This window comes from Gordonia sp. NPDC003429, assembly GCF_053588575.1.
The window spans coordinates 107,571-131,228 of sequence record NZ_JBSFQF010000011.1; the positions used below are offsets into that span (position 1 = coordinate 107,571).

The 23,658-nt window shown below is 67.1% G+C and carries 21 protein-coding genes and 1 pseudogene; 11 read left to right on the forward strand and 11 right to left on the reverse strand.

Translation table 11 applies throughout. The features are described 5' to 3' along the window. The first annotated feature begins 10 nt into the window (after window positions 1-10). The 4 genes from ACWDSI_RS14745 (at window position 11) to ACWDSI_RS14760 (ending at window position 4,370) form a co-directional block, all read left to right on the forward strand. Window positions 11-823: an SDR family oxidoreductase gene (locus tag ACWDSI_RS14745; protein WP_449756979.1), complete on the forward strand. Its 813-nt coding sequence runs from the start codon at window positions 11-13 to the stop codon at window positions 821-823. Next, window positions 816-1,958 (forward strand): sulfotransferase family protein, encoded by a 1,143-nt coding sequence (locus ACWDSI_RS14750; RefSeq protein WP_449756980.1) that lies wholly within the window; start codon window positions 816-818, stop codon window positions 1,956-1,958. Before ACWDSI_RS14745 ends, ACWDSI_RS14750 begins: the two co-directional genes overlap by 8 nt. 9 nt (window positions 1,959-1,967) lie before the next feature. Next, window positions 1,968-2,606 carry a TMEM175 family protein gene (locus tag ACWDSI_RS14755; RefSeq protein ID WP_449756981.1) on the forward strand — a complete coding sequence of 213 codons (639 nt, stop codon included), beginning with the start codon at window positions 1,968-1,970 and terminating at the stop codon, window positions 2,604-2,606. 69 nt (window positions 2,607-2,675) lie between these two features. Further along, a complete protein-coding gene (locus ACWDSI_RS14760; RefSeq protein ID WP_449756982.1) occupies window positions 2,676-4,370 on the forward strand; it encodes a DUF222 domain-containing protein in 1,695 nt (564 codons plus the stop codon). A gap of 3 nt (window positions 4,371-4,373) precedes the next feature. On the opposite strand, the gene ACWDSI_RS14765 is transcribed toward ACWDSI_RS14760, so the two are convergent. From ACWDSI_RS14765 to ACWDSI_RS14785, 5 genes are all read right to left on the reverse strand, one after another. After that, window positions 4,374-5,474 (reverse strand): acyl-CoA dehydrogenase family protein, encoded by a 1,101-nt coding sequence (locus ACWDSI_RS14765; RefSeq protein WP_449756983.1) that lies wholly within the window; start codon window positions 5,472-5,474, stop codon window positions 4,374-4,376. Further along, window positions 5,471-6,442 (reverse strand): acyl-CoA dehydrogenase family protein, encoded by a 972-nt coding sequence (locus tag ACWDSI_RS14770; RefSeq protein WP_449756984.1) that lies wholly within the window; start codon window positions 6,440-6,442, stop codon window positions 5,471-5,473. The genes ACWDSI_RS14765 and ACWDSI_RS14770 overlap by 4 nt, the downstream gene beginning before the upstream one ends. Window positions 6,443-6,446: 4 nt before the next feature. Then, window positions 6,447-7,613, reverse strand: a complete 1,167-nt coding sequence (locus tag ACWDSI_RS14775; RefSeq protein WP_449756985.1) for an acyl-CoA dehydrogenase family protein — start codon at window positions 7,611-7,613, stop codon at window positions 6,447-6,449. A 3-nt stretch (window positions 7,614-7,616) separates the two neighbouring features. Further along, a complete protein-coding gene (locus ACWDSI_RS14780) occupies window positions 7,617-8,564 on the reverse strand; it encodes an enoyl-CoA hydratase (protein WP_449756986.1) in 948 nt (315 codons plus the stop codon). A gap of 81 nt (window positions 8,565-8,645) precedes the next feature. Then, the gene (locus ACWDSI_RS14785) at window positions 8,646-9,122 is read right to left on the reverse strand and encodes a hypothetical protein (RefSeq protein WP_449756987.1); all 477 of its coding nucleotides are present in this window, start codon (window positions 9,120-9,122) and stop codon (window positions 8,646-8,648) included. 327 nt (window positions 9,123-9,449) lie between these two features. Between ACWDSI_RS14785 and cysC the strand changes: the two are divergent. Both cysC and ACWDSI_RS14795 read left to right on the forward strand, forming a co-directional pair. After that, window positions 9,450-10,028 (forward strand): annotated as a pseudogene (gene cysC, locus ACWDSI_RS14790) (adenylyl-sulfate kinase); the annotation flags it as partial. 80 nt (window positions 10,029-10,108) lie between these two features. Continuing rightward, complete coding sequence (locus ACWDSI_RS14795; protein WP_449756988.1) at window positions 10,109-10,885, forward strand: 3'(2'),5'-bisphosphate nucleotidase CysQ; 777 nt, start codon at window positions 10,109-10,111, stop codon at window positions 10,883-10,885. 88 nt (window positions 10,886-10,973) lie between these two features. Here ACWDSI_RS14795 and eccA read toward each other — a convergent pair whose 3' ends face one another. Next, the gene (eccA, locus tag ACWDSI_RS14800; protein ID WP_449757002.1) at window positions 10,974-12,761 is read right to left on the reverse strand and encodes a type VII secretion AAA-ATPase EccA; all 1,788 of its coding nucleotides are present in this window, start codon (window positions 12,759-12,761) and stop codon (window positions 10,974-10,976) included. 152 nt (window positions 12,762-12,913) lie between these two features. Here eccA and purL point away from each other — a divergent pair, with 152 nt between their 5' ends. The 3 genes from purL (at window position 12,914) to ACWDSI_RS14815 (ending at window position 16,258) form a co-directional block, all read left to right on the forward strand. Beyond that, complete coding sequence (gene purL / locus ACWDSI_RS14805; RefSeq protein WP_449756989.1) at window positions 12,914-15,202, forward strand: phosphoribosylformylglycinamidine synthase subunit PurL; 2,289 nt, start codon at window positions 12,914-12,916, stop codon at window positions 15,200-15,202. A 92-nt stretch (window positions 15,203-15,294) separates the two neighbouring features. Beyond that, complete coding sequence (locus ACWDSI_RS14810) at window positions 15,295-15,765, forward strand: CD225/dispanin family protein (RefSeq protein ID WP_449745806.1); 471 nt, start codon at window positions 15,295-15,297, stop codon at window positions 15,763-15,765. Continuing rightward, entirely contained in the window at window positions 15,713-16,258 is a 546-nt protein-coding gene (locus ACWDSI_RS14815) for a DUF2752 domain-containing protein (protein WP_449756990.1), read from the forward strand. Before ACWDSI_RS14810 ends, ACWDSI_RS14815 begins: the two co-directional genes overlap by 53 nt. Before the next feature lie 10 nt (window positions 16,259-16,268). Here ACWDSI_RS14815 and ACWDSI_RS14820 read toward each other — a convergent pair whose 3' ends face one another. Next, window positions 16,269-17,135 carry a glycerophosphodiester phosphodiesterase gene (locus ACWDSI_RS14820; protein ID WP_449756991.1) on the reverse strand — a complete coding sequence of 289 codons (867 nt, stop codon included), beginning with the start codon at window positions 17,133-17,135 and terminating at the stop codon, window positions 16,269-16,271. A 97-nt stretch (window positions 17,136-17,232) separates the two neighbouring features. Between ACWDSI_RS14820 and ACWDSI_RS14825 the strand changes: the two genes are divergently transcribed. After that, entirely contained in the window at window positions 17,233-18,315 is a 1,083-nt protein-coding gene (locus tag ACWDSI_RS14825; protein WP_449756992.1) for an NAD(P)H-dependent amine dehydrogenase family protein, read from the forward strand. Here the strand turns inward: ACWDSI_RS14825 and ACWDSI_RS14830 are convergent. After that, window positions 18,302-19,315 carry a helix-turn-helix domain-containing protein gene (locus ACWDSI_RS14830; RefSeq protein ID WP_449745802.1) on the reverse strand — a complete coding sequence of 338 codons (1,014 nt, stop codon included), beginning with the start codon at window positions 19,313-19,315 and terminating at the stop codon, window positions 18,302-18,304. The genes ACWDSI_RS14825 and ACWDSI_RS14830 overlap by 14 nt on opposite strands. A gap of 286 nt (window positions 19,316-19,601) precedes the next feature. Between ACWDSI_RS14830 and ACWDSI_RS14835 the strand changes: the two genes are divergently transcribed. Continuing rightward, entirely contained in the window at window positions 19,602-20,897 is a 1,296-nt protein-coding gene (locus ACWDSI_RS14835; RefSeq protein ID WP_449756993.1) for an LGFP repeat-containing protein, read from the forward strand. Window positions 20,898-20,975: 78 nt separating this feature from the next. On the opposite strand, the gene ACWDSI_RS14840 is transcribed toward ACWDSI_RS14835, so the two are convergent. The 3 genes from ACWDSI_RS14840 to ACWDSI_RS14850 all read right to left on the reverse strand — a co-directional run bounded on the left by ACWDSI_RS14840 (window position 20,976) and on the right by ACWDSI_RS14850 (window position 23,286). Further along, on the reverse strand, window positions 20,976-21,599 hold the full coding sequence (locus ACWDSI_RS14840) for a helix-turn-helix transcriptional regulator (protein WP_449756994.1): 624 nt from the start codon (window positions 21,597-21,599) through the stop codon (window positions 20,976-20,978). Beyond that, complete coding sequence (locus ACWDSI_RS14845; RefSeq protein ID WP_449756995.1) at window positions 21,572-22,045, reverse strand: hypothetical protein; 474 nt, start codon at window positions 22,043-22,045, stop codon at window positions 21,572-21,574. Before ACWDSI_RS14845 ends, ACWDSI_RS14840 begins: the two co-directional genes overlap by 28 nt. Before the next feature lie 92 nt (window positions 22,046-22,137). Beyond that, entirely contained in the window at window positions 22,138-23,286 is a 1,149-nt protein-coding gene (locus ACWDSI_RS14850; protein ID WP_449756996.1) for a helix-turn-helix transcriptional regulator, read from the reverse strand. Window positions 23,287-23,658: the final 372 nt, after the last annotated feature.

Below are 23,658 nucleotides of genomic sequence, written 5' to 3' on the forward strand. Positions count from 1 at the left end.
GGATGCTGGGATGACGGGGATGCTGGCCGGCAAGGTGGTGGTGGTCTCCGGTGTCGGGCCGGGGCTGGGCCGGTCGATCTGCTTGCGCGCCGCGGCCGCCGGAGCCACGGTGGTGCTGGCCGCGCGCACCGAGGGTTGCCTGCGCGAGATCGCCGCCGAGGTCGAACAGGCCGGCGCAACCGCACTCGTGGTGCCCACCGACATCACCGACGATGCCGCCGTCGCCGGCCTGGTGGCCACCACGGTGGGCACCTACGGGCGGGCGGATGTACTGGTGAACAACGCCTTCGCGCTGCCGTCGATGAAATCGCTGGCGCGCACCGACTTCGAGCAGGTCACCGCAAGCCTCGACCTCACCGTGCTGGGGACACTGCGCGTGATCCGGGCATTCACCGATGTGCTGGAAGCCGCGGCCGCCGCACCGGGCCGTGACGCGAGCGCGACGAGTGCGATCGTCAACATCAACTCGATGGTCATCCGGCACTCGGAGCCACGGTACGGCAGTTACAAAATCGCCAAGTCGGCCTTGCTCGCGATGTCGCAGACCCTGGCGACCGAACTCGGTGACAAACGAATCCGGGTGAACTCCGTTGCCCCCGGATACATCTGGGACGATCAGCTCAAGTGGTACTTCGGTGAGGTCGCGCAGAAGTACGGCATCACCGTCGATGACGTGTACGCGCAGACTGCGGCCCGGTCCGATCTCAAACGGCTACCCGAACCCGGCGAGATCGCCGACGCGGTGGTGTTTCTCGCGTCGGATCTCGCGAGCGCGATCACCGGCCACACACTCGATGTGAATTGCGGGGAATACCATGACTAGTTCGACGGGACCGCGGGTCGACGTCGGCACCGTCGACGACCTCCACGAATCGGCAACGCGTGCCATAGGTCTCGACGACTTCGGCGATGACGCCTACCTCGAGCCGCTGCGGGTGCTGCTGGCGTCCTACGCTGACGACGCGAACCTGACCGAACTCGGCAGCAAGATGTTCCGGTACTTCCTCAAGGGGGCACTCGTCGCCCGGCTGGTGAGCGAGGCGTCGTGGCGGGCGAACCCCGACCACGCGTCGGTGCCGATCACCCGGCCGATCTTCGTGACCGGACTGCCCCGCACCGGCACCACCGCGCTGCACCGGCTGCTGGCGGCAGACCCCGCCCATCAGGGACTCGAGATGTGGCTGACCGAGTTCCCGCAACCGCGCCCGCCGCGCGACTCGTGGCCGCAGAACCCGATCTACCAGCAGATCGACGCCGGGCTCGCCCGCCACCATGTCGAGAATCCCGAGTTCATGGGCCTGCACTACATGGATGCCGGCGAGGTGGAGGAGTGCTGGCAGTTGCTGCGGCAGAGCATCATGTCGATCTCCTACGAGTCGCTGGCGTATCTGCCGACCTACTCGCGGTGGCTGGCACAACAGGACTGGACGCCGGCCTACCAACGGCATCGACGGAACCTGGCGCTGATCGGCTCCAACGATCGCGACAAGCGCTGGGTGCTGAAGAACCCGAGTCACCTGTTCGCCCTCGACGCGCTGATGGCGGTCTACCCCGATGCGCTGGTGGTGCAGACCCATCGGCCGCCGGAGACGATCGTGGCGTCGATGTGCAGTCTCGCCGAACACGCCACCCGCGGATGGTCGACGACCTTCGTCGGCGACGTGATCGGTACGACCCAGATGGAACTGTGGTCGCGCGGACTCCGTGAATTCTCCACGGCCCGCACCGGATACGACCAGGCACAGTTCGTCGACGTCGAGTTCGCCGATCTGCGCGCGGATCCGATCGGCACCGTCGAACGGGTGTACGCGGCACTCGGCGCGGAACTGTCGGGGCCCGCGCGGGCGGCGATGCAGGCGCTCGATGCCCAGAGCCGCTCGGGTGCGCGGGCGCCGCGGCACACCTATCGGCTCGAGGATTACGGCCTGTCGGCGGCACAGATCGCTGCCGCGTTCTAAGGTCGGTGCATGGCCCCACCGGCAGGTCGACGGACCGAAGAGGGATTCCGACGACTGATCGCGTTCTCCGACGCCGTGGTGGCCATCGCATTGACCCTGCTCGTATTGCCGTTGACGGAGATCGGTGGCGAGCTTGCCGGCGAGTCGTCCGTTTTCCACGTGCTCAGCGACAACGCGGACACGATCACCGGTTTCCTCATCAGCTTTGCCGTCATCTGGGTGCTGTGGCGCAATCACCACCGCGTGATGGAGAACTTCTGCGGATACGACCGGATTCTAGTCGACCTGCATCTCGTCTGGCTGTTTACGATCGTCGTCCTACCGTTTGCCACCGCCCTGATCAGCGGTCCCCGGATCCGTTGGGCCACAGCGTTCTACATTCTGGTGCTGATGGTGTCGATCGCCTGTCTGGTGGCCATGGCCGCGTGGGGCAAACGTCACCGGCAGTTGCTCGACAGCGGACCCGAGGTGGACGCCTGGATCGATCGCCCGCCCGATCTCGGCACCGTGATCATGCTCGCGATCGCGTTCGTGGTGGCACTCGTGTTTCCGCAGCTGGGCAGTTGGTCGCTGCTGCTGCTCTTCGGCGCGGGCCCGGTGGACGCGGCGATCGGGCGGGCGTTGTCGAGGCGCGCGCACCAGAGCTGAACACCTCCGGAAAAGGCGATCCGACCTACATCGACGCGTTCTGTCGGTAGTCGCATGTATGTTCGATTCATGTCCAGTAAGGAGTTCCTCGGCGACCCGCTCGACGAGTCGCGGTACGACGTCGACGTCGAGGAGGAGAACGAGTTGCCGCCCGCCCCGGCGGTGGCGGCGATGGATCGAATCAGCGATCAATTGGCGGCCGACCAGGATCTCGCCGCCGAGGATCTGGTGGTGATGATCGCGCATTGTCAGGCCACGGTGGCCGCCGCCCAGTTCCGGCTGCTGCAGGCGGTGAGTCTGCTCCACGACGTGCGCGCCGAGGAGTACGCCGAGCGGGTGGGGGAGGCCACCACCGGTCAGGTCGCGTCGCTGGAGGCGATGGCCCAGGTCGTGATGGCGGGGCTGTCGGGAGCCGATCGGCGCGCCGAATTCGGTCCGGACGGACTCGAACAGGCGATGGCCGAGGTGGGTGCGGTGTTGTCGATGCCGCCCGCGCAGGCGCGTGCGATGATCGTCGCCGGCCAGGCGATGCGATACCGGTTACCGTTCACGTCGGTTGCGCTGTCGTGCGGGCGGATTGACCTGCGGCGCTTCCAGATCGCGGTCGCCCGCACCGAACTGGTGGACCCCGAACTCCTGGAGAAGGTCGATTGCCGATTGTCGCTGGCGATCATGGAGCGCGATCAACTCTCGGTCACTCGGTTCACCGCACTGGTGGACGCGATCGTGGCCGAGGTGGACCCGGCGGCGATGAAACGGCGCCGCGCACGTGCGCAGCGGGATCGCGACGTGCAGGTTCGGGAAGACAGGTTCGCGCCCGGCCAGTCGCGAGTCACCGCACAGGTGCCGACGATCGACGGCGCCCGCTTGAACTCACGGCTCTCGGAACTGGCCGACGGAGTCCACGACGCCGACCCGCGAACTCGTCCGCAACGGCGCGCCGACGGCTTGATCGCCCTGGCCCGCGGACGCGGTGCACTCGATTGCCAGTGTCCAGCCTGCGTTTCTCCGGACAACAGGAACGCTGAGCCCGAGAACGCCGAGCCCGAGAACGCCGATCCCGAGGCACGGGTCGGCGACTCCGATCTCGATGCTTCCGCGCGCGGCGTCGCCGACGGTTGCACCACGCCGCCACCCGGTCCACGCGCGGTGATCCACGTGGTGGTCAATCGGTCGACGCTTGACGGTGCCGACGACGCGCCCGCCTACATCGACGGGCACGGTGTGGTCGATGCGCAATCCGTACGTGAATTGGCGGCGGAGCCGGATGCGGTCTGCGTGGAGGTGTCCTCAGGCGGAGACAGTCCCGTCGATGGGCCGTCACCGATGCGGTACCGACCGAGCAGGAAGTTGCAGACCTTGGTGCGCACGGGTGAGCTGTGTTGCACTTTTCCGGGATGCACCAATCCCGTGTGGACCGCCGACCTCGATCACACCCGACCGTTCGATCACGAGGACCCCGAATCCGGTGGTGCTACAACACGACGGAACCTCAAGCCGCTCTGCCGTTTTCACCACCGCGTCAAAACCTTCACCCCGTGGCGCGACCACCAGGATCCACTCGGGGTGGTGGTGTTCGAGTCGCCAACCGGACATATGTTCTACGGCAACGCCTTTCGGGGTATGGATCTATTCCCTGCACTCAAGCCGAGACCGCCGGACCATCCCGCGCGGTCCTATATCGACGGCGGCTACGAGAATGCGCGTGCCGTCGCGGAGCGTGCGCAGCAACGCTGGGACGATGCACACCCACCGCCGTTCTGACCGTCAGCGACGCAGTGCGGCCGCCATGTCGGCCACCACCTCGTGTGGCTGACCGAACAGTTGCGCGCTGCCGTGCGCACGTTTGAAGTAGAGCCCGATGTCGTGTTCCCAGGTGATCCCGATGCCGCCGTGGATCTGGATGGCCTCACCCGCGACAGTGGCGAATGCTTCCGAACAGTACACGTGGGCGGCTGCGGCAAGGTCGCCCGCCGACGGGTCGTCGGTGACGACGGCGTCGACCGCGGCCTGTGCCAGCGACCGCGCGGACTCCACCAGGGTGTACATGTCGGCCATCCGATGCTTGAGGGCCTGGAACGAACCGATCACGCGGCCGAACTGCGTGCGTGCGGAGGCGTAATCGACCGTCAGGCGCAGTGCCCGCTCGGCCCCGCCGACCTGCTCGGCGGCCAGCAGTGCCCACGCCGCCGTGCGCACCCGTGCGCGCAGATCGCCCGGCGCGGTCACGGCGGCCGCCGCGACGTCGTCGAACCGCACTCGTGCCAGCGGACGGGTGGGGTCGACGGTGGGCAGCGGTGTGACCGTCACTCCCGCAGCGTCGGCGGCCACCTCGTGCAGGGTGACGCCCGAGGGGGTGTCGCCGAGCACGAGCAGCAGGTCGGCGGACTCCCCGTCGATCACGTATTCGGCCGTGCCGGTGAGCAATCCGGCTTCGGCGAAGACGCCGATGGTGTTCCAGCCGGTGGCGCCGGCCCAGCACACCGATGCGATGCGCTCCCCGGACGCAATGGCGGGCAGCAGACGAGCGCAGGCATCGTCGTCGCCGCTGTACCGCAGGGTGGCCACCGCCAGCGCCGACGAGTACAGGGGTACCGGACTCAGGGTGGCACCCAGCTCTTGGAGAATCACGGCGGTTTCCGCGAACGACGCGCCGACCCCGCCGAAGCGTTCGGGCACCGGCAGCGCCGCGACGCCGATCTCGGTGCACAGCGTCTGCCAGAGGTCGCGATCGATGCGCGGTGTGCCCGCCATCGCGCGCCGCACGGCCGCCGAATCCGACCGTTTGCGAAGGAGGTCGGCGACGGATTCGCGCAGTGCGGCACGGTCGTCGGCCGAGATGGCGCCGACCTCGGCGGGGGCGGTCACAGTGACTCCAGGATTCTCGCGCGATGCTGCGCGGGCGTTCCCCACGCCGACATCAGTGCTCGCGTCTTGGTGAGGTAGAGGCAGAGGTCGTGCTCGGCGGTGTAGCCGATGGCGCCGAACACCTGCAGGGCTCGGCGCGCGGCGAGGTGCGCGGCGTCCGCGGCGGCCACCTTGGCCGCGCAGATGTCGCGGGCCACGTCGGTCCCGTCCGGCACCGCGCCGTCGACTCCGACCGCTGCTCCCAGAACCAGTGGCCGCGCCATCTCGAGTGCGATGGCGACGTCGGCCAGATGGTGTTTGACCGCCTGGAACGATCCGATCTGACGTCCGAACTGCCGACGCGCCACCGCGTACTCGGCGGCCATCGCGAGCATCCCCTGACCGAGACCGAGAAGCTGTGCGGCGGTGGCCAGCGCGCCGAGCAGGGCCGCTCGATCGGCGTCGACCGTCTCGGCGATCACCTCGGCGGCCCGCACCGTCGACACCGTGCGGGTGGGGTCGACCGACGGGCTTGCGCCGACGACCTCTCCGACCGCCAGCGCGCCTTCCTCGACCACGTAGATGTGTTCTGCGGCAACCGCATCCGCTGCGCCCGCTGTCCACGGATCGATGGCCACACTGACGAGGCAGCCCGCGGCGATCTCCGCGAGACGGGCGGCGGCGGGAGTTCCGACCAGCAGATTCGGGACCACCGCGATGGTCTCGGCGAGCGGGCCGGGCATCGCGTGTCGGCCGAGTTGTTCGGCGGCGACCACCATCTCGACGGCTCCCGCGCCCGCGCCGTCATGCTCCTCGTCGATCATGAGACCGAACACACCGGTCTCGGCGAGTTGGGTGAACACCCTTGTCGAGGGTGTGCGATCACCGGTGGCCCAGGCTCGCGCAACGGCGGGGACGTCGGCCTTGGTCAGCAGGGCGTCGATACTCGACGCCAGGTCGTCGTGGATGTCGGAGAGCAGAAAATCCATCGTGTCACCGATCCCCGCGCGGCAGGCCGAGTAGACGCTCCGCGATCACATTGCGTTGAATCTCGTTGGTACCCGCGTAGATCGGGCCCGACAGGGAGAACAGATAGCCGTCCATCCACGGACCGTCGACCTCGGCGTCGGTGCCGTGCAGGTCCAGCGCGGTCTCGTGGGCGGCGATGTCCCACTCCGACCAGAACACCTTGTTGATCGACGACTCCATGCCCAGTTGCCCGCCGGATGCGAGTCGGCTCACGGTGGCATAGGTCGACAATTCGTAGGCGCGCGACCCGATCCACGCGTCCGCGACCCGCGCGTCGGTGCCTGCGGTCGAGGGGATCTGGTCGCGGCGTGATTTCCACAGCGACACAAGACGATCGGTGGTGGCCAGGAATCGTCCCGGCGAGCGCAGTGACAGGCCGCGTTCATTGGCGGCGGTGCTCATCGCAACCCGCCAGCCGTTGTCCACCGCGCCGATCACCCCGGATTCACCAGGCGCTCGCGGGTCGTCGGGCACAAAGACGTCCTCGAGGAAGAGTTCGGCGAATCCCGGTTCGCCGTCGAGTTGGGGGATCGGCCGCACTGTGACACCGGGCGCCCGCAGGTCGAACATGAAGTAGGTCAACCCGCGATGACGCGCGGCGTCCTTGTCGGAGCGGAAGAGGCCGAACGCGCGGTCGGCGAAACTCGACCGCGAACTCCACGTCTTCTGGCCGTTGAGCAGCCAACCGCCGTCGGTGCGGGTGGCCGTCGATCGCAACGACGCGAGGTCGCTGCCGGCTTCCGGCTCACTCCATGCCTGGCCCCAGATGTCGTCGGCACGGGCCATCCGCGGCATGATGCGCGCCAGCTGTTCGGGATGGGCGTGCTCGAACAGGGTGGGGGCCAGCAGAAAGATGCCGTTCTGGCTGACCCGTCCGGGAGCCCCGGCGCGGTAGTACTCCTCCTCGAAGATCACCCAGTGCAGCAGCGGGGCGTCACGACCCCCGAACTCGGTGGGCCAGCTCACCACCGACATCGCGTCGGCGGCCATGGTGCGTTCCCACTCACGGTGGGCCTCGAAACCCTCGGCGGTGTCCATCGACGGAAGAGGCTGTGCCGGAACGTGATCGGCGAGCCATGCGCGGACCTCCGCGCGAAAGTCCGCCGCGGCGTCGTTGAATGTGAGATCCATTCGTCAGCTCCGGGTGGCTGTTGATGTGGCTGTTGTCGGTGTGGCTGCCGGTGGTGTGGCGGCGGACTTCATCGACCCCGCGTTCATGCCGCCCAACGAATCCCCGCCCGATGCCTCGGCATTGGCCGAGTGGGCGAAATGGTGCCAGCCGAACACCGAATCCATCGCGTTGCGCAGACCCATCTGGTCCTCGCAGATGTTCACCGCCTTCTTCGACAGGAACAATCCCTGCATCGGCATCGCCACCATCTGTTCGGCGATGGCATCGACCTTGGCTGCCAGCCCCTCTCGTTCCACCACATGATTGACCATGCCCCAGTCGGCCGCCTGGGCGGCGCTGAAGCGTTGGCCGGTGAACAGGATCTCCTTGGCCCGGCGCGGCCCGAGCACAAAGGCGTGCGCAAAGTACTCGACCCCCGGAATCCCCATGCGGGCAACGGGATCGGAGAAGAAGGCGTCGTCGGACGCGACGATGAAGTCGCACGACCACGCCAGCATCAGGCCGCCGGCGATGCAGGCGCCGTGGACCTGCGCGATCATCGGTTTCGGGATGTCGCGCCACCTCCGGCACATACCCAGATAGACCTCGGTCTCGCGGGCGAGGCGCTGATCGCCACCGCTCTTGTCGGTGTGATCCCAATGCAGTGCGGCCACGTTCTCGTAGAAGGTGTCCACATCGCGTTCGGGGGTGCCGATGTCGTGTCCGGCGGAGAAGTGCTTGCCGTTCGCGCGCAGCACGATCACCTTCACCGCCGCGTCGTCCACCGCCCTGCGGAATGCGGCGTCGAGCGAATAGGTCATCACCGAGTTCTGGGCGTTGCGGTACTCGGGCCGGTTGAGGGTCACATACGCCACGGCGTCGCCGGGGCCGCCGACCTCGTAGGCCACGGGTGAGGTGTCCGGGCCCAGATCGTCGGGGCGCAGCGGTGCGGGGATGGCGGCGGAACTCATGGCACGAGCCTAACCTAGCAAGTGCTTGGTTGGTAGTCGTCGTCCAGCCGCTGGTGCGGGCGCGGCGCGCGGTCGCGCGGGTCAGCCGACCCGCAGTGTCCCGCTGCAGGACGTGGTCGGGATGGCCCACAGTGCGTTGCGATTCACCGCGCTGAGGGTGACGCGGACGTTCCCCCGGCCGGTGTTCAGGTCGAACTTCGGTCCGCCGACGTAGAGTCCGATGCCGGCCCGGTCGACTGCGGTGCCGCGTCGTCCGTTGTCCAGGTTGTGCCAGTCGAGCCGTCCGACGGACTCGTATCCGCCGGTGGCCGTCCAGAATGTGGAGATGTCGTTGACCTCGGCGCGGACCCGGCCCGGTCCGGTGGGGTAGACGAACAGACGCGCGGTGCTGAAGGGTTGATCGACGATGTTGGGGCTGATACCCCAGCATCGCTCCAACGGTGCGACGGTCATCGCCGACGCGGGTCCGGGGTTCACTGTGACACCGATGACGGTGAGGGCGGCAACACCGGCGACCGCGGCGGCGAGGATTCTGGCGATGGACGGGCGACAGATCATCTGAGACTCCGAATGCGTTGTGGGTGGACGAGCGCGAACGTGGGCGGACGCTCTACGTGCCGATTCGTATATAGCGGACAAGTCGTTAGCCGCCACGTATGTTGTGACTGTTCCGTGACCGCCACGTCGGCGTCCATCGTGGTGCCGCGCCGCGGGCAGGGGTGGTGGTGCGCCACGGGCCGCGGTAGGCGGACAATGTCGCCCGGGGCCCACGGGCCCGCGGTAGCGTTGACTTCACCGATCGGCACCCGATGCCGAGTGTCAAGGAGGGTCTGGTTGGTTTCGTCCGCATCGGACACCTCGCATAGCGGCGGACTGCCATCCGGTCCAGTCCACCCCGATGTTGTGTGGCAGACGACCAAGGTGACCCGCGATCAGCGCCCCCACACCGGTGCCACGGTCTGGTTCACCGGGCTGTCGGCGTCGGGCAAGTCCTCCCTGGCAATCGAGCTCGAACGACTGCTGGTGGCTGCGGGACGCCCGGCATATCTGATGGACGGCGACAATCTGCGCCACGGATTGAACTCCGACCTCGGGTTCTCCGACGACGATCGACGCGAGAACATCAGGCGGACGGCCGAGGTGGCCGCGTTGTTTGCCGACTCGGGATCGGTCGCCATCGTCTCGCTCATCTCACCGTTCGCCGAGGAACGCCGCCGCGCACGTGAGATCCACGCCGAGCGGCGTATCGCCTTCTATGAGGTCTTCGTCGACACACCGCTCGACGAGTGCGAGCGCCGCGACCCGAAGGGGCTCTACGCCCGCGCCCGCCGCGGCGAGATTCGCCACTTCACCGGGATCGACTCGCCCTACGAACGCCCCGAACACGCCGATCTGGTGATCACCCCGGCCGACGGCGCGCCCGCCGCGGCGGCCGAGACGGTACTTCGTAACCTGGGTCTGTAGTAGGCAGCACGGACCGCGAGACGCTGAGAAGACGACGCTGAGAAGACGACGCTGAGAAGAAGACGCTGAGGAGACCACGAGTGGACGACCGCACCCTGGCCGGAGAACTCGCGACCGCAGCAGGCACCCTGCTGCTCGACATCCGGACGCACAGTGGACTGATCGGACGCGAACTCGGCGACGAGGGCGATCGCCGGTCCAACGACTTTCTCCTCGCCCGACTCGCTGCCGAGCGGCCGGACGACGCGGTGCTGTCGGAGGAGTCGGCCGACGACAAATCGCGTCTCACCGCGGCGAGGGTGTGGATCGTCGACCCGGTCGACGGCACCCGTGAATACGGCAGCGTCGATGCCGACGGTCGCGGTCGCAGCGACTGGGCCGTGCACGTGGCGCTGTGGTCGGCCGACGGGGGCGGCACGCTCATCGCCGGAGCGGTGGCGCTGCCCGCGCTCGGGGTCACCTACCTCGACGACGCGACGCCCGTGGCACCCACGGCCGGCCTCGCGGCCACTCCGCGCGGCGACCGTCCACGCGTGGTGGTCAGCGGCTCGCGTCCGCCCGCGTTCTCCCAGGATGTGGCCGACGCGATCGGCGGAGAAGTGCTCCAGATGGGATCGGCGGGAGCCAAGGCGATGGCGGTGGTGCGCGGCGAGGCCGACGCTTATGTGCACGCAGGCGGGCAGTACGAATGGGATTCGGCCGCCCCGGTGGCCGTCGCAGCGGCAAAAGGCTTGTGGTGCGGGCGAATCGACGGGTCACCGCTCGTCTACAACCAGGACGACACGTATCTTCCCGATCTCGTCATCTGCCGACCCGAGTTGCGGGAGCGGATCGTTGCGGTGACCGCCGCCTGCTAGACCGTCTTCGCACCGATCGGCGTCCGACTCCTTCGCGCAGGAGCACTTCAGCGGTGGTCCCGTCGAGAAGTGATCGGACGGCCGACACTCAGCGGGACAACGCGGACATCACATTGGCGACGGCGGCGCGCATGTCCTGTTCCTCGATCCGCATCAGGTCGTCCTGCGAGAGCGAATCCAGATCATCGGCGGCCAGCCGGTATTCGCGCTCCTCCTCGGCCGCTTCGATGATGTTGCGGACGAACCGTCCGTTTCCGGCCAGGTCGATGCCGCGGCGTACCGAGACGCCGTCGTCGCGTACGTCGTGATACAGCGGGGTGCAGGCGCGTTCGAGTTCGGCCACCGCCTGCGGGGTGAGCGTCGAATCACGTTGCGCCGCAATGTATTCACCGATGCGAGCCAACTCGTCGGGGGTGTACGACACGAAGCGTACCCGTCGCGCGAAGCGTGACGACAGCCCCTCGTTGGCCGCCAGGAACCGGTCGATCTCGGTGTCGTAACCGGCGATGATCACCACCAGGCGGTCGCGGTTGTCCTCCATGCGCGCCAGCAGTGTGTCGACGGCCTCGCGGCCGAAGGCGTCGCCACCGGAGAGTCCCTGCTGGATGAGGGTGTAGGCCTCGTCGATGAACAGCACGCCGTCCATGGCGGAGTCGATCAGCGCAGAGGTCTTGATCGCGGTGCTGCCCAGGTGCTCGCCGACCATGTCCCGGCGGGTGGCCTCGATCACCTTGTCGGACTTGATGAATCCGAGGCCGCAGTACATCTTGGCGATCACGCGTGCGACGGTGGTCTTGCCGGTACCGGGTGGCCCGGTGAACGCGAGGTGCAGGCTTCGCGCCGACGTCGACAGGCCCCGGTCGGCGCGCACCCTCGCCAGCGTGGCCGCCGACTGCAGCTTGGCGACCTGCTGTTTGACCGAGGTGAGGCCGACCTGTGCGTCGAGTTCGTGCTGCGCCTCGGCCACCATGTCGCCGGCGCCCCCGGCGTCGGCCCCATCACCGGTGGCACCGCCGGTGACCAGTACCGATGGCTGGTCGGGTACGGACTGGGGATCCCAGGGGTCGGTGCGTGCCGCGATCTGTTCTGCGGTGGTCACCGAGAGGCGCAGCGACGGGGAACGCAGCGCCTCGGCCGCCGCGGTGAGGCCGGGGTCGCGGGCGTAGGCCTGCTCCAGGAACGATTTCGCCTTCTCTTCGTGGCCTTGGCCGCGCAGGGCGAGTCCATAGGTGTACATCGCCCGGCCGGCACATGCGGGGATGGGGCTGTCGAGGGCCCTCTCCAGGCGTCGGAGGGCTTCGGCGGTCAGGTCGAGTTGCGCGCAGGCGGTGCCGGTGAGGTAGTCGGCGACCGAGGTCATGTACGGGTCGTGCCACGACTCGGACCGCGCCAGCGCGGAGAGCACATCGGGCCAGCGCTGCGTGCGGAACTGCAGCACCGCCTCGATGAACTCGACGATCGGTCGGCGGGCGGTGATGCCGTCGAGCACCTCGCGGGCCCCGGCGTGGTCGGCGCCGTTGATCAGGGTCGCCGCGTAGGCGGCCGCGGCCTCGGTCGCGTCGGTCAGCGGATAGTCGATGAACATGCCGGTGTACCAGCGTCCCACCAGGGTTCGCTCGGGCAGACCGAGCCGGCGCTGTTCGTGGCCGATGCCGTTGCGGTGGCGATAGAGGGAGAGCAGCACCTCGTTCTCGGTATCGCCGGTGGCGAGCCGGCCGAGCCAGGCGTCGGCCATCGTCGGATCCCATTCGCTGGCGCGGGTGAATGCCTTGGCCGCCTGCCCGGGATTGTTCACCGGCTCCATGCCCTCCACGGGTATCCCCGAAGACAGGATGCCCAGCTCGAAGAGCTGCCGGGCCTTGCGGACGTCGGCCATCATTTCCCCCACGTGTCCGGAACCGGCGAGTGAACGCGTAGGGACAGGGTAGACGGTGCCGATGGGACCCTCCCTCTTGGTCTGACCCGACCTTCCTCCGCTGCAGAAGCCGCCCCCCGGCCGAATGCGCTGCGGCCGGTAGAATCGCACGGGTGAGTGCCCCTGTGGATACCGTGTCGGCCGCGGCCGCGAGCCCCGATCTACCCCAGCCCTTCCGCGAACTCGGACTCAAGGACGACGAGTACGAACGGATTCGCGCGATCCTCGGCCGGCGGCCCACCGACGCCGAACTCGCCATGTATTCGGTGATGTGGTCCGAACACTGCAGCTACAAGTCATCGAAGGTGCACCTGCGCTATTTCGGCGAGACCACCACCGACGAGATGCGGGCCGGGATGCTCGCGGGTATCGGCGAAAACGCGGGCGTGGTCGATGTCGGCGACGGATGGGCGGTGACGTTCAAGGTCGAGTCGCACAATCACCCGAGTTACGTCGAGCCCTATCAGGGTGCGGCCACCGGGGTCGGCGGCATCGTGCGCGACATCATGGCGATGGGTGCCCGGCCGATCGCGGTGATGGACCAGTTGCGCTTCGGCCCGGCCGACGCGCCCGACACCCGCCGGGTGCTCGACGGCGTGGTCCGCGGCGTCGGTGGCTACGGCAACTCCCTCGGGCTGCCCAACATCGGTGGGGAAACCGTCTTCGACGCCAGCTACGCGGGCAATCCGCTCGTCAACGCGCTGTGCGCGGGTGTGCTGCGCACCGAGGACCTGCAACTGGCGTTCGCGTCGGGCACCGGCAACAAGATCATCCTGTTCGGCGCGCGCACGGGCCTCGACGGCATCGGCGGTGTGTCGGTGCTCGCGTCGGAGACCTTCGACGACACCGGTGAGGACTCGGGACCCAACCGCAAGAAGCTGCCCAGCGTCCAGGTGGGTGACCCGTTCACCGAGAAGGTGCTCATCGAATGCTGCCTGGAGCTCTATCACGCGGGACTGGTGGTTGGCATCCAGGATCTCGGCGGCGCCGGACTATCTTGCGCGACAAGCGAACTCGCCTCGGCGGGCGATGGTGGCATGCACATCGACCTGGAGAAGGTACCGATGCGCGCCGCCGGCATGACCCCCGCGGAGGTTCTCTCCAGCGAGTCGCAGGAACGTATGTGTGCGGTGGTCACCCCGGAGAACGTCGACGCGTTCCTCGTGGTGTGCGCCAAGTGGGACGTACTCGCCACGGTGATCGGTGAGGTCACCGACGGCGACAACCTGGTGATCACATGGCACGGCGAGACCGTTGTGGACGTGCCGCCGCGCACCGTCGCCCACGAGGGTCCGGTGTACGAGCGCCCGGTGGCCCGACCGGACTGGCAGGACGGCGTGGTGGCGTCGACGACCGAACCACTCGGGCGTCCCGACACTCCCGACAGGCTCCGTGAGACCGTGCTGACCATGCTCGCCTCGCCGGCGCTGTGCAGCCGGAAGTTCATCGTCGAGCAGTACGACCGCTATGTGCGCGGCAACACCGTGCTCGCCGAGAACGCCGATTCCGGGGTGATCCGCATCGACGAGCGCACCGGCCGGGGTATCGCACTGGCCACCGACGCGTCGGGCCGCTACACCTTCCTCGACCCGTACCGGGGCGCTCAGCTCGCCCTGGCGGAGGCCTACCGCAACGTGGCCGCCTCCGGCGCCACCCCGAAGGCCGTCACCAACTGTCTCAACTTCGGCTCGCCCGAGGACCCGGCGGTGATGTGGCAGTTCCAGCAGGCCGTCCGCGGTCTGGCCGACGGGTGCGCGCAGCTGGGCATCCCGGTCACCGGCGGCAACGTGAGTTTCTACAACCAGACCGGTGCCACCGCCATCCTGCCCACGCCGGTGGTCGGGGTGCTCGGTGTGATCGATGATGTGCACCGTCGCATCCCCACCGGGTTCGGTACCGAACCGGGTGAGACGCTGATCCTGCTCGGGGAGACCCGCGACGAATTCGACGGCTCGATCTGGGCTCAGGTCACCCATGACCATCTCGGCGGTGTGGCACCGGCAGTCGACCTGGCCCACGAGAAACTGTTGTCGCAGATCCTGACCGCGGCGTCACGCGACGGGTTGGTCTCTGCCGCACACGACCTCAGTGAGGGCGGGCTGATCCAGGCGGTGGTGGAGTCGGCTCTGGCCGGTGAGACCGGTGCCCGGATTCTGCTTCCGGAGGACGCCGACCCGTTCGTGTGGCTGTTCTCGGAGTCGACGGGACGAGTGCTGGTGGCGGTGCCGCGAACCGAGGAGTCGCGTTTCGTCGCGATGCTCGACGCCCGCGGAATGCCGTGGACCCGCATCGGAGTGGTCGATCAGGGCAGCGATTCGGTGACGGTGCAGGATCAGTTCGAGATCGCACTGAATGAACTGCAGGCCGTGTACGAGGGAACCCTCCCGCGCCTGTTCGGCTGACGTCCCCTCGTCGAATGAAGATCCCGGTATCCCCCGAGACGTCGTGACGGCAACTCGGCTAGGCTCCACACGATCCATTCGAGAGGAAGCAGATGTCGAACCCCTACGACAACCAGGGCGACCCGAATCAGGGCGGCTATGGCCAGCAACCCTACGGCCAACAGCCCTACGGTCAGCAGCCCTACGGGCAACAGCCCTACGGCCAGCAGCCGTATGGGCAACAGCCGTACGGTCAGCCCTATGGTGGTCAGCCCTACGGCGGTGCGCCGCAGTACGGCTACGGTGCTCCCGGACCGTCGCCGGACAACAATCTGGTCTGGGCAATCCTGTGCACCGTCCTGTGTTGCCTGCCGCTTGGCATCGTGGCGATCGTGAAGGCCACGTCCGTGGACAAGCTCTGGGCCGCCGGCGATTATCAGGGCGCCCAGCAGGCTGCTGACGACGCCAAGCGCTGGTCCATTTGGGGTGCGGTCGCCGGGGTTGTATTCAGTGTCGTCTCGGTGATCATCTATGTCATCATCATCGCCGCCGCGGTCAACAGCGGCACCGGCACCACGTACTGACCCCGAGCCGGGTCAGCCGCGCGACGCCCGCACCGTCGGACGCGCCGCGCGGTTCGAGCGCGCCCTCGGCAGCGGCCTGGCCCGGGTGTCACACCACCCGGTCCTGGGCCCGGTGACCGTGGTCGCCTCCGCCGGATTGTGTTGTACCGCAATCTGGTTGGGTGATCCCACCACCCCGGGCGGGCCTTTGCCGGTGTGCCCCACCAAGCTGCTGCTCGGAATCGACTGTCCGGGTTGTGGATCGCTACGCGCGATCTATGCGCTGCTGCACGGTGACGTGTCGGATGCCTTGCGCTACAACGCGGTCGGTGTTGCCGCCATCGCCCTGCTGGGGTGGGCATTCGTCGCCTACTGCGTCGGGCTGTGGCGTGGACGCCGGGTGCGCAGCTGGCAACACCTGCGGTTCGCACCCGCGGTCACCCTCGTCGTGGTGCTGATCTGGTTCGTGATCCGCAACATTCCGATCGCCCCCTTCGACGCGTTACGCGTCTGACCGCTCCGGGTCACCAGGAGGCGGCGATCGCCGCGATGGTCTCCGCATCGTCGGTGGTGATCTGGTGGGCACCGAGGTCGACGAGCCTGCGCAGCACCGGAACGGTGGACGAATCGATCCGGGTGAGCGTGTAGGCGTCGACCTGGCGGTCCATTCGGGCGAAGGCGGCGATGAGATCGGCGCCGCGGTCGGCGGCAGCCAGAACGAGACCGTGATCGAGGTAGATCATCTCCGCGCGCGGTGCCGCCTGCACCGCATCGAGCACGAATCGCGCGAAGTCCCCCGAGTCCAGAACGCGCCCGATAGCGCCGTGGTGGCAGGGGTCGTAGCCGACATGCAGATCGGGCACCGCGTCGCACAGGATGCGCACGGCGCGCGCGTCGCCGCACGACAGGATCGCATGGGATGCGATCGGCGCAACCGCTGCGACGAAGACGTCGATCGCGCGTGCGTCGAGGGCCGCGGCATCCTCCTTGAAATCCAGTTGCAGCATAGCCTCGGAGGCGACGTCCACACCGTCGAGCAGCCCGGCGAGATCTTCGAGCAACAGCACTCGTTGGTCGGTGGGTCGCCCTGTGTTGTCCCGGAGAGTCAGCGTCCGCAGATAGGCGGCCGACAGCGCCGACACCTCGCCGTGCCCCGTGGTCGCGTGGTCGATGTGGCGATCGTGGAGGATGGCACAGCCGCGGTCGGCGTGGATCACCAGGTCGACCTCCACGCTCGCGCCGACCCGCATCGCCTCGACGATCCGGGCCGGGGTGAAGGCAGGATCGTCGGCGCGGCGACGTGCGCGGTGCCACTTGAGACGGGTGGTGTGCCCGTCGTGGGTGATCGCCAGCGGGGGATCGCTGGAGGTGGGCGGTGCGGCGCTCGGCATCGACGTCGAGACTATCCGAATGCCTTCGCGAAGCGGCAGCGCGCGGGGAATCCCGCAAAGGCCTCCGGCAATGTGGAACGTGTTCTAGTTTGGGGGTATGACGCTGCGGGTGGTCGAGTGGTCGACGGGCACAGTGGGACGCCGTGCGATCGCCGGGATAGATGCGCATCCCGATCTGGACCTGGTCGGCGTGTGGGTATCCGACCCGGCGAAGGTTGGCCGTGACGCAGGTCGGCTCGCCGGGCTGGGACGAGATCTCGGCGTGTACGCCACCGACGACGCCGACGCGTTGCTCGCACTGGCGCCGGATTGCATCGTCCACACCGCGATGACCGACGATCGGGTGGTGGAGGCGATCGGCGACCTGACGCGTTTCGTGGCCGCCGGGATCAACGTGGTGTCGAGTGGCCCGGTGGTCCTGCAGTTCCCGTACGGCATCCTGCCCGAGGCGATGATCACTCAGATCGACGAGGCCGCCCGTGCCGGCGGGGCAACCCTGCACGTCAACGGAATCGATCCGGGGTTCGCCAATGATGTTCTCCCGCTGTCGATGACGAGTCTGTCCCAGCGGATCGACGAGGTGCGGTGCCTGGAGATCGCCGACTACTCGACCTACTACCAGCCGGTGGTGATGCGAGATCTGTTCGGCTTCGGACGGCCGATGGACCACCGTCCGGTGCTGCTCAACCCGGGGGTACTGGCCATGGCCTGGGGGAGCGTGGTGCGCCAGCTCGCGGCGGGTCTCGGCATCACGCTCGACGAACCCCTGGTGGAGCGCGTGGAACGCGTTGCCGCCGAACGTGATTACACCACCGTGTCGGTGGATGTCCCGTCGGGGTCGATGGCTGCCCTGCATTTCGAGGTCGCCGGGCAGGTGGACGGCGTGGACCGGATCGTGGTGGAGCACTTCACCCGCACTCACCCCGACCAGTGCCCGGACTGGCCGACACCGGCCTCAGGCGATGGCTGCTACCGCATCGTCGTCAGCGGTGAGCCGCAGATGCAGGTCGAGTTCGCCCACCACGGGGAGCACGGCGACCACAACGTGTCCGGGATGATCGTGACCGCCATGCGGCTGGTGAACGCTGTCGCCGCAGTGGTGAACGCGGAGCCGGGATTGAGTACGGCACTGGACCTTCCGCTGATCACCGGCCGCGGTCTGGTGGCTACGCAGGGTTGAGTGGTTCGGTCAGTGCGTGCCGGGTGCGGTAGTCGGTCGGATTCATTCCGTAGCGCCGCTTGAAGTTTCGTGTGAGCTGATCGGCTCCGCGGAAACCGTTGGACCGTGCGATCGCGGCGATCGTGCGATCGCGCGGTCCCAGTGCGAGTTCTGCTGCCGCTCCCTCGAGCCGTTGATTCACGATCAGGCCGCTGACGGTGGCTCCGGTGCCCTCGAACGCGCGATGAATCGTGCGCGTACTCGCGTGCAGTCCGGCGGCGATCGCCTCGCATGTGAGATTCGGGTCCGACGCCCGGGATTCGATGATGTCGAGGACACTCTTGCGGATGTCGACGACCCGCGTCGGCGGATGACTGAAGCCCTCGCGGCAGGACACGACGAGGAGCGCCATCCGCAGCAAGATGTCGTCGAGACCGGACATGTCGACAGCAGCGTCGCTCGACTCGTCCACGCACACAGCCGCGATGAAGTCGCGGGCGCGGGTGGCGGCGGTAGACAGCTGCCACGGTTTGGCCACGAGGTGCGACACGTCCACGTCCCAGATGCGCAATCGTTCCGCGGGGATCGCGATGTTCACGGCATCGATGGGCCGCGACATGGCATGCAGTTCGTACGGCCGGTCATTGCGCAGCGCAACGGCTTCGCCCGGGTGGAGGCGGAAACTGCGCCCGGCATGAACCCCGGAGGCGCTTCCGCTGAGCGGCATCGCGAGATAGACGAAGTTCCGGTAGGCGTCGGCGGCCTGATCCGGAGTGCGTATCGACGTCCTGATGTCGCCGCTGAGTCGGAGACACCAGACCGATCCGGTACGGCGGAACGACGCGGTGGCCTGCGAGCCGGGGAACGCTTCGGTGTGTGCGGCAGGCGTCAGATGCTGGTTGCGCGTGATGGTGTACCTGTGCGTGCCGGTGTCGGTGACACGCGAGGCATCGCCGGAGAGGACCGCGCTTCCGGATGTGCTGGAGGGGCGGTGCTTGTCGATATGGTTGCGGTAGGTCATTGCCCATCCTGGCGTCAAAAGCTGCTGATGTGTCGTTGATAGTCCCATCTCTACACCCGAATCGGGCCACGCCGCATGGGGTTCGGTGGTAGGCATTCGCTCTGGCGGGGCGGGTGGCGCAGATGAGCGGCACCATGTCGCGATCTGAAGTGCGCGCCCGCTCAAAGGATCTGGAAGTCGCGATCCGACACGTCGAAGATCAAACGCGGGATCGTCGTCGATAGCTGTTCAGTCGCCGAGGGTTCCGGTTCTCGTCCCCGGCGTCACCACAGAACGGATCAATACGATGAAAGTCCTTGGATTCACCCGTCCACGTCGGCGTGGGTTGTCCCGCGTCGCACCAGTGCTCCTCGCCGCGGGAATCGTGGCCGGCGCGGGCGCTGGTGCGTTGCTGGCCCCGCCCGCCTCGGCAGATCCCCAGAGTGAGGCCCAAACGGCGATCAATGGTCTTCTGCAGAAGATCGACGCCGGTCACGCCGATCGTGGCTTCAACAGTTCCGGTCTTGGCGCCAGTACTTCCGGAGTGGAGGCGGTGGGCGACGGTTTCCGGCAGAACTTCTCCGGGGGCTCCATCTTCTGGTCGGAAGCGACGGGCGCGCATGTGATCTACGGCGCGGTGAACGCCAAGTACGCCGAGGAGGGAGGTCCTACCGGATCATTGGGCTTCCCGACCGGTGACGAGACCGCCGGACCGTTCAAACCGACGAGCCGGATGGCGCCCTTCGCGGCGGCCGACAAGCCGGTGATCTACTGGACGCCGAGTGACGGAGCGTGGGTGGTGCGTGGCCCGTTCAGCGCCGCTGTCGGCAAGCTGGGCGCCGAACTCGGTGCTCCGACAGCCGATCTCACCACCGACGGGAACGTGCTGACCCAGCGCTTCGCGGACGCGACGCTGAGTTACGACAAGTCCACCGGTGCATGGACGTCCACACCTGATGCCTCGCTGGCGGCGAAGCTGTCGGGCATCGCCGTTCCGGGAATGACCGCGCCGACCGTCGGCGCCCCGACGATGACCGCGCCGACGATGACCGCGCCGACGGTGGCGGCTCCGAGTGTGAACACCGGCTCGTCCGGGATCTCGCCGTGGTGGTGGCTGCTGCTCCCGTTGGCGCTGCTGCTGCTCGGTCTGTTGTGGTGGCTGGGTTCGCGGCGCCGCCGCACCACCCTGCCGACCGTCAAAACACCCGCTGTCACGACACCCACCGTCAAGACGCCTGACGTGTCGGCCAAGCGTATCGCCGGCACCGCGGCAGCCGGCGCGGCGGGCGCCGCGGGTGTGGCCGGTGCGGCAGCGGCCAAGGGCAAGTTGCACACCGACAGATTCGACGAGGCGCTGGTGGGTGGGAATGGTTCTTCCACCTATTCGCTGAGGGGTGTTTCGACACCAGTGCCCCTCGGCGCGCATCTCCCACTGGCAGGGTCGTCGTTGGCTCCCGACGGCTACCCGATCAAGGGCAACGCGAACTCCGGGCTCTACCACACTCCGGACATGCGCTCCTATCGCCAGACCAAGGCCGAGATCTGGTTCGAATCCACCGCTGTGGCCGAAGCGGCAGGATTCAGCAGGGCCCGCACCAGCTGATGGACCCAGCAGCCGGCAGGGGCGCCCGCGTCGGACCATTCCGGTGCGGGCACCCCCGCATGGCCGCGCCCCTCGAGGTCACGAATTTCGCAGCGGCATCCCGGTGCGTGCATGCATGTCCAGCAGGCGACGGAACTCGGCCGGGCTGGTGCCGTAGTGACGCTTGAAGTTGCGCGTGAATTGGTCGGCACCCCGAAAGCCGTGTGCGCGGGCGACAGCGGCGACGGTGCGATTGGGGTCGCCATGTGCGAGCTCCATCGCAGCGCCGGTGAGGCGTTTGGCCATGATGAGCCCGGCCACCGTGGTGCCGGTGCCGGCGAACGCACGATGCAGAGATCGCGTGCTGGCGCTTATCTGCCACGCAATCGACGCGCACGAAAGTCGCGGGTCCGAGTATTGCGAGTCGATAATGCGAAGCACCGACTTTCGAGTGTCAATCAATCCACTCGGGGGTGCGGAGGCCGGGTCGCGGCAGGAAAAGAGGATCAGCGACATGCGCGTGAGTATCTCGTCGAGTCTGGGCAGATCGATCAACGGGTCCGCGGGTTGGTCGACAATGATGTCGGCGATGAAGTCACGTGCTTCGATGGCGAGGCTCGACAGGCTCCACACCGTGGCGGTCACCTCGTCGACATCGACCTCCCAGATCCCCAAACGATCGATTGGGAAGGCGATCACTGCCCCGTCGATGGCGTTGTCCACTCCATCGACGGTAAACGTGCGGTCGTTTCGAAGCGCGACGACCTCACCGGATGCACAAGGAATTGTCGTCCCTCCTGTGCGCCGGCGAGACTTCCTTCAATGGGGCAGATCAGGAAGACTTGCGGTACATAGGCAATGGTGAGGTGCTCGGTGGTGCGCGCCGCATGCCCGAGTCCCCCGGTGAATCGCGCGCACCAGGCGTCGCCGGTACGCCGGAATGATGCGGTGCCTCCTTTGTCGGCGGCTCCGCTCACGTCCGCGGACTTCGCGAGTCGTGCGTCGGACGTGTACTGAAGGGGGTTGCCATTCCAGACGCTGAGGATCTCCGGCGAGAGATGTTCATCGAGTATCGAGCTTGAGGGCGGCTGCGCATTCAGCCCGACGTTGTCACGCAATTCTGCGTCGTCATCTGATTCGGGCGCTGTGACTCGACTATCTGTCGTCATCGAGTGAACCTTCATTACACACTCGTCATCCCGCTTTTCGCTGTGGCTTCAGATGGCGGGGCGCGGCCAGGTGGTGACCAACTGTCGGCATGTCAATTGTTCGCAATTGATTCACGATTTCGGCCCGTGCCCACCGGGTTGGTCGCAGGCTGGATCCTTGTCACTCCGGATGGCTGTCCCATCGAGGGCAACGCAAACTGATCGGCGTCGACTGAAGTCGTGAACTTGGCCGCGAATCGTTCGGGCTCTGCCATGCCCGTGAGAAGGTTGTGCGGGGACCGGTCGTCGACGTTGCCACTGAAACAACGGAAGTCGGCGGGGCGCATCCCGTAGTTGCGTTTGAAGCTCCGCGCCAACTGGTCGGCACCGCCAAAACCGTGCGCGCGTGCGACCGCGGCGATCGTGCGGTGTGGGCTCCCATGAGCGAGATCCGTCGCGGCACCTGCGAGACGCTTCGCTGTGATCAGCCCGGACACGGTGACGCCAGTGCCCTCGAACGCGCGATACAGCGTGCGGGTGCTGGTGCGCAGAGCGTCGGCGATCGATGTGCACGACAGCGTCGGATCCGCCGACCGGGAATCGATGATGTCGAGAACCGATCTGCGGACTTCGTTGAAAGATCCGTCGTTCTCATTAGAGATCGACGCGATCGAGGGCAGTAGAAGAAGTGCGAGCCTTATGAAAATCTCGTCGATTTGAGGCAGCTGGATCAAGGGGTTCGTCGACTCATCGAGGATGGTGTCCGCAATAAAGTTGCGAGCGTGTATGGCCACCGGAGACAATGGCCAGGTTCTGGCGGTCGCTGCGTCGAGGTTGATCGCGCGGAGCGATAGATGATCGGTTGCGATGCAGATGCAGGCCACATCCGTGTAATGCGTTTCGGCATGTAATTGAAATTCATGGTCGTTACGGAGCGCGACCACCTCGCCCGGGCGCACGACAAATCTCTTCCCGTCCTGAGTGCCCGACAATGTGCCGTCGATCGGTGTCCCGAGGCAGAGGCGGGGGACGAACGGTCTGGTGAGTTGTTCCGCGGCTCGTGCGGCGTAATCCAGTTCACCGGTCAGTCGGACGCACCACGCCGTTCCCGTGCGCCGCACCGATGCGCTGACGTGTCCGCCTGGGAATGTCCTCACATCAATGTCGCCGGCGACCAGGTTGTTGCGCGCCGGCGAATAGCCGGTCCACGTATTGCCGACACGCTCCCCGCGTGGCGCACTTCGTTGCTCGATCAGCGTCATCGATAGCCCCCTTTACACACTCATTGCAGTTATCGCAGGGCGATTTCAGAACGATACCGAACTGCGTCTTGGTGGGTGGAACGAACGATTGACTTGTCAACTATTCGCCGTCGATTTGGCTTATTGGCCCACGTCTTCCTCGCCCCGGTGCGCGACAAATCTCTTCCCGTCCTGAGTGCGCGTCGATGTCCGTCGATCGGTGTTCGGGGGCAGAGGCGGGGGACGAAGTGTCCGCTTAGAAGGTCCCCACAACAATGTCGACGGCGACCGGATTGTTGGCTCTTCCGGATTCAGAGTGCATGCAGTCGTTCTGCGAGTTGGCCGGAGTGGATGAGTGACCGCAAGATGTAGTGGTTGAGGTTGCGGAAGCCG

Coding starts and splice junctions, on each gene's coding strand:
- ACWDSI_RS14755 (WP_449756981.1), top strand. CDS start 1,968: ATGGCCCCACCGGCAGGTCGACGGACCGAAGAGGGATTCCGACGACTG.
- ACWDSI_RS14830 (WP_449745802.1), bottom strand. CDS start 19,315: ATGACCTACCGCAACCATATCGACAAGCACCGCCCCTCCAGCACATCC.
- ACWDSI_RS14745 (WP_449756979.1), top strand. CDS start 11: ATGACGGGGATGCTGGCCGGCAAGGTGGTGGTGGTCTCCGGTGTCGGG.
- ACWDSI_RS14820 (WP_449756991.1), bottom strand. CDS start 17,135: ATGCCGAGCGCCGCACCGCCCACCTCCAGCGATCCCCCGCTGGCGATC.
- ACWDSI_RS14770 (WP_449756984.1), bottom strand. CDS start 6,442: ATGGATTTTCTGCTCTCCGACATCCACGACGACCTGGCGTCGAGTATC.
- ACWDSI_RS14850 (WP_449756996.1), bottom strand. CDS start 23,286: ATGACGCTGATCGAGCAACGAAGTGCGCCACGCGGGGAGCGTGTCGGC.
- ACWDSI_RS14760 (WP_449756982.1), top strand. CDS start 2,676: ATGTCCAGTAAGGAGTTCCTCGGCGACCCGCTCGACGAGTCGCGGTAC.
- ACWDSI_RS14825 (WP_449756992.1), top strand. CDS start 17,233: ATGACGCTGCGGGTGGTCGAGTGGTCGACGGGCACAGTGGGACGCCGT.
- ACWDSI_RS14780 (WP_449756986.1), bottom strand. CDS start 8,564: ATGAGTTCCGCCGCCATCCCCGCACCGCTGCGCCCCGACGATCTGGGC.
- ACWDSI_RS14845 (WP_449756995.1), bottom strand. CDS start 22,045: ATGACGACAGATAGTCGAGTCACAGCGCCCGAATCAGATGACGACGCA.
- ACWDSI_RS14810 (WP_449745806.1), top strand. CDS start 15,295: ATGTCGAACCCCTACGACAACCAGGGCGACCCGAATCAGGGCGGCTAT.
- ACWDSI_RS14775 (WP_449756985.1), bottom strand. CDS start 7,613: ATGGATCTCACATTCAACGACGCCGCGGCGGACTTTCGCGCGGAGGTC.
- ACWDSI_RS14785 (WP_449756987.1), bottom strand. CDS start 9,122: ATGATCTGTCGCCCGTCCATCGCCAGAATCCTCGCCGCCGCGGTCGCC.
- ACWDSI_RS14750 (WP_449756980.1), top strand. CDS start 816: ATGACTAGTTCGACGGGACCGCGGGTCGACGTCGGCACCGTCGACGAC.
- ACWDSI_RS14815 (WP_449756990.1), top strand. CDS start 15,713: ATGTCATCATCATCGCCGCCGCGGTCAACAGCGGCACCGGCACCACGT.
- eccA (WP_449757002.1), bottom strand. CDS start 12,761: ATGGCCGACGTCCGCAAGGCCCGGCAGCTCTTCGAGCTGGGCATCCTG.
- ACWDSI_RS14835 (WP_449756993.1), top strand. CDS start 19,602: ATGAAAGTCCTTGGATTCACCCGTCCACGTCGGCGTGGGTTGTCCCGC.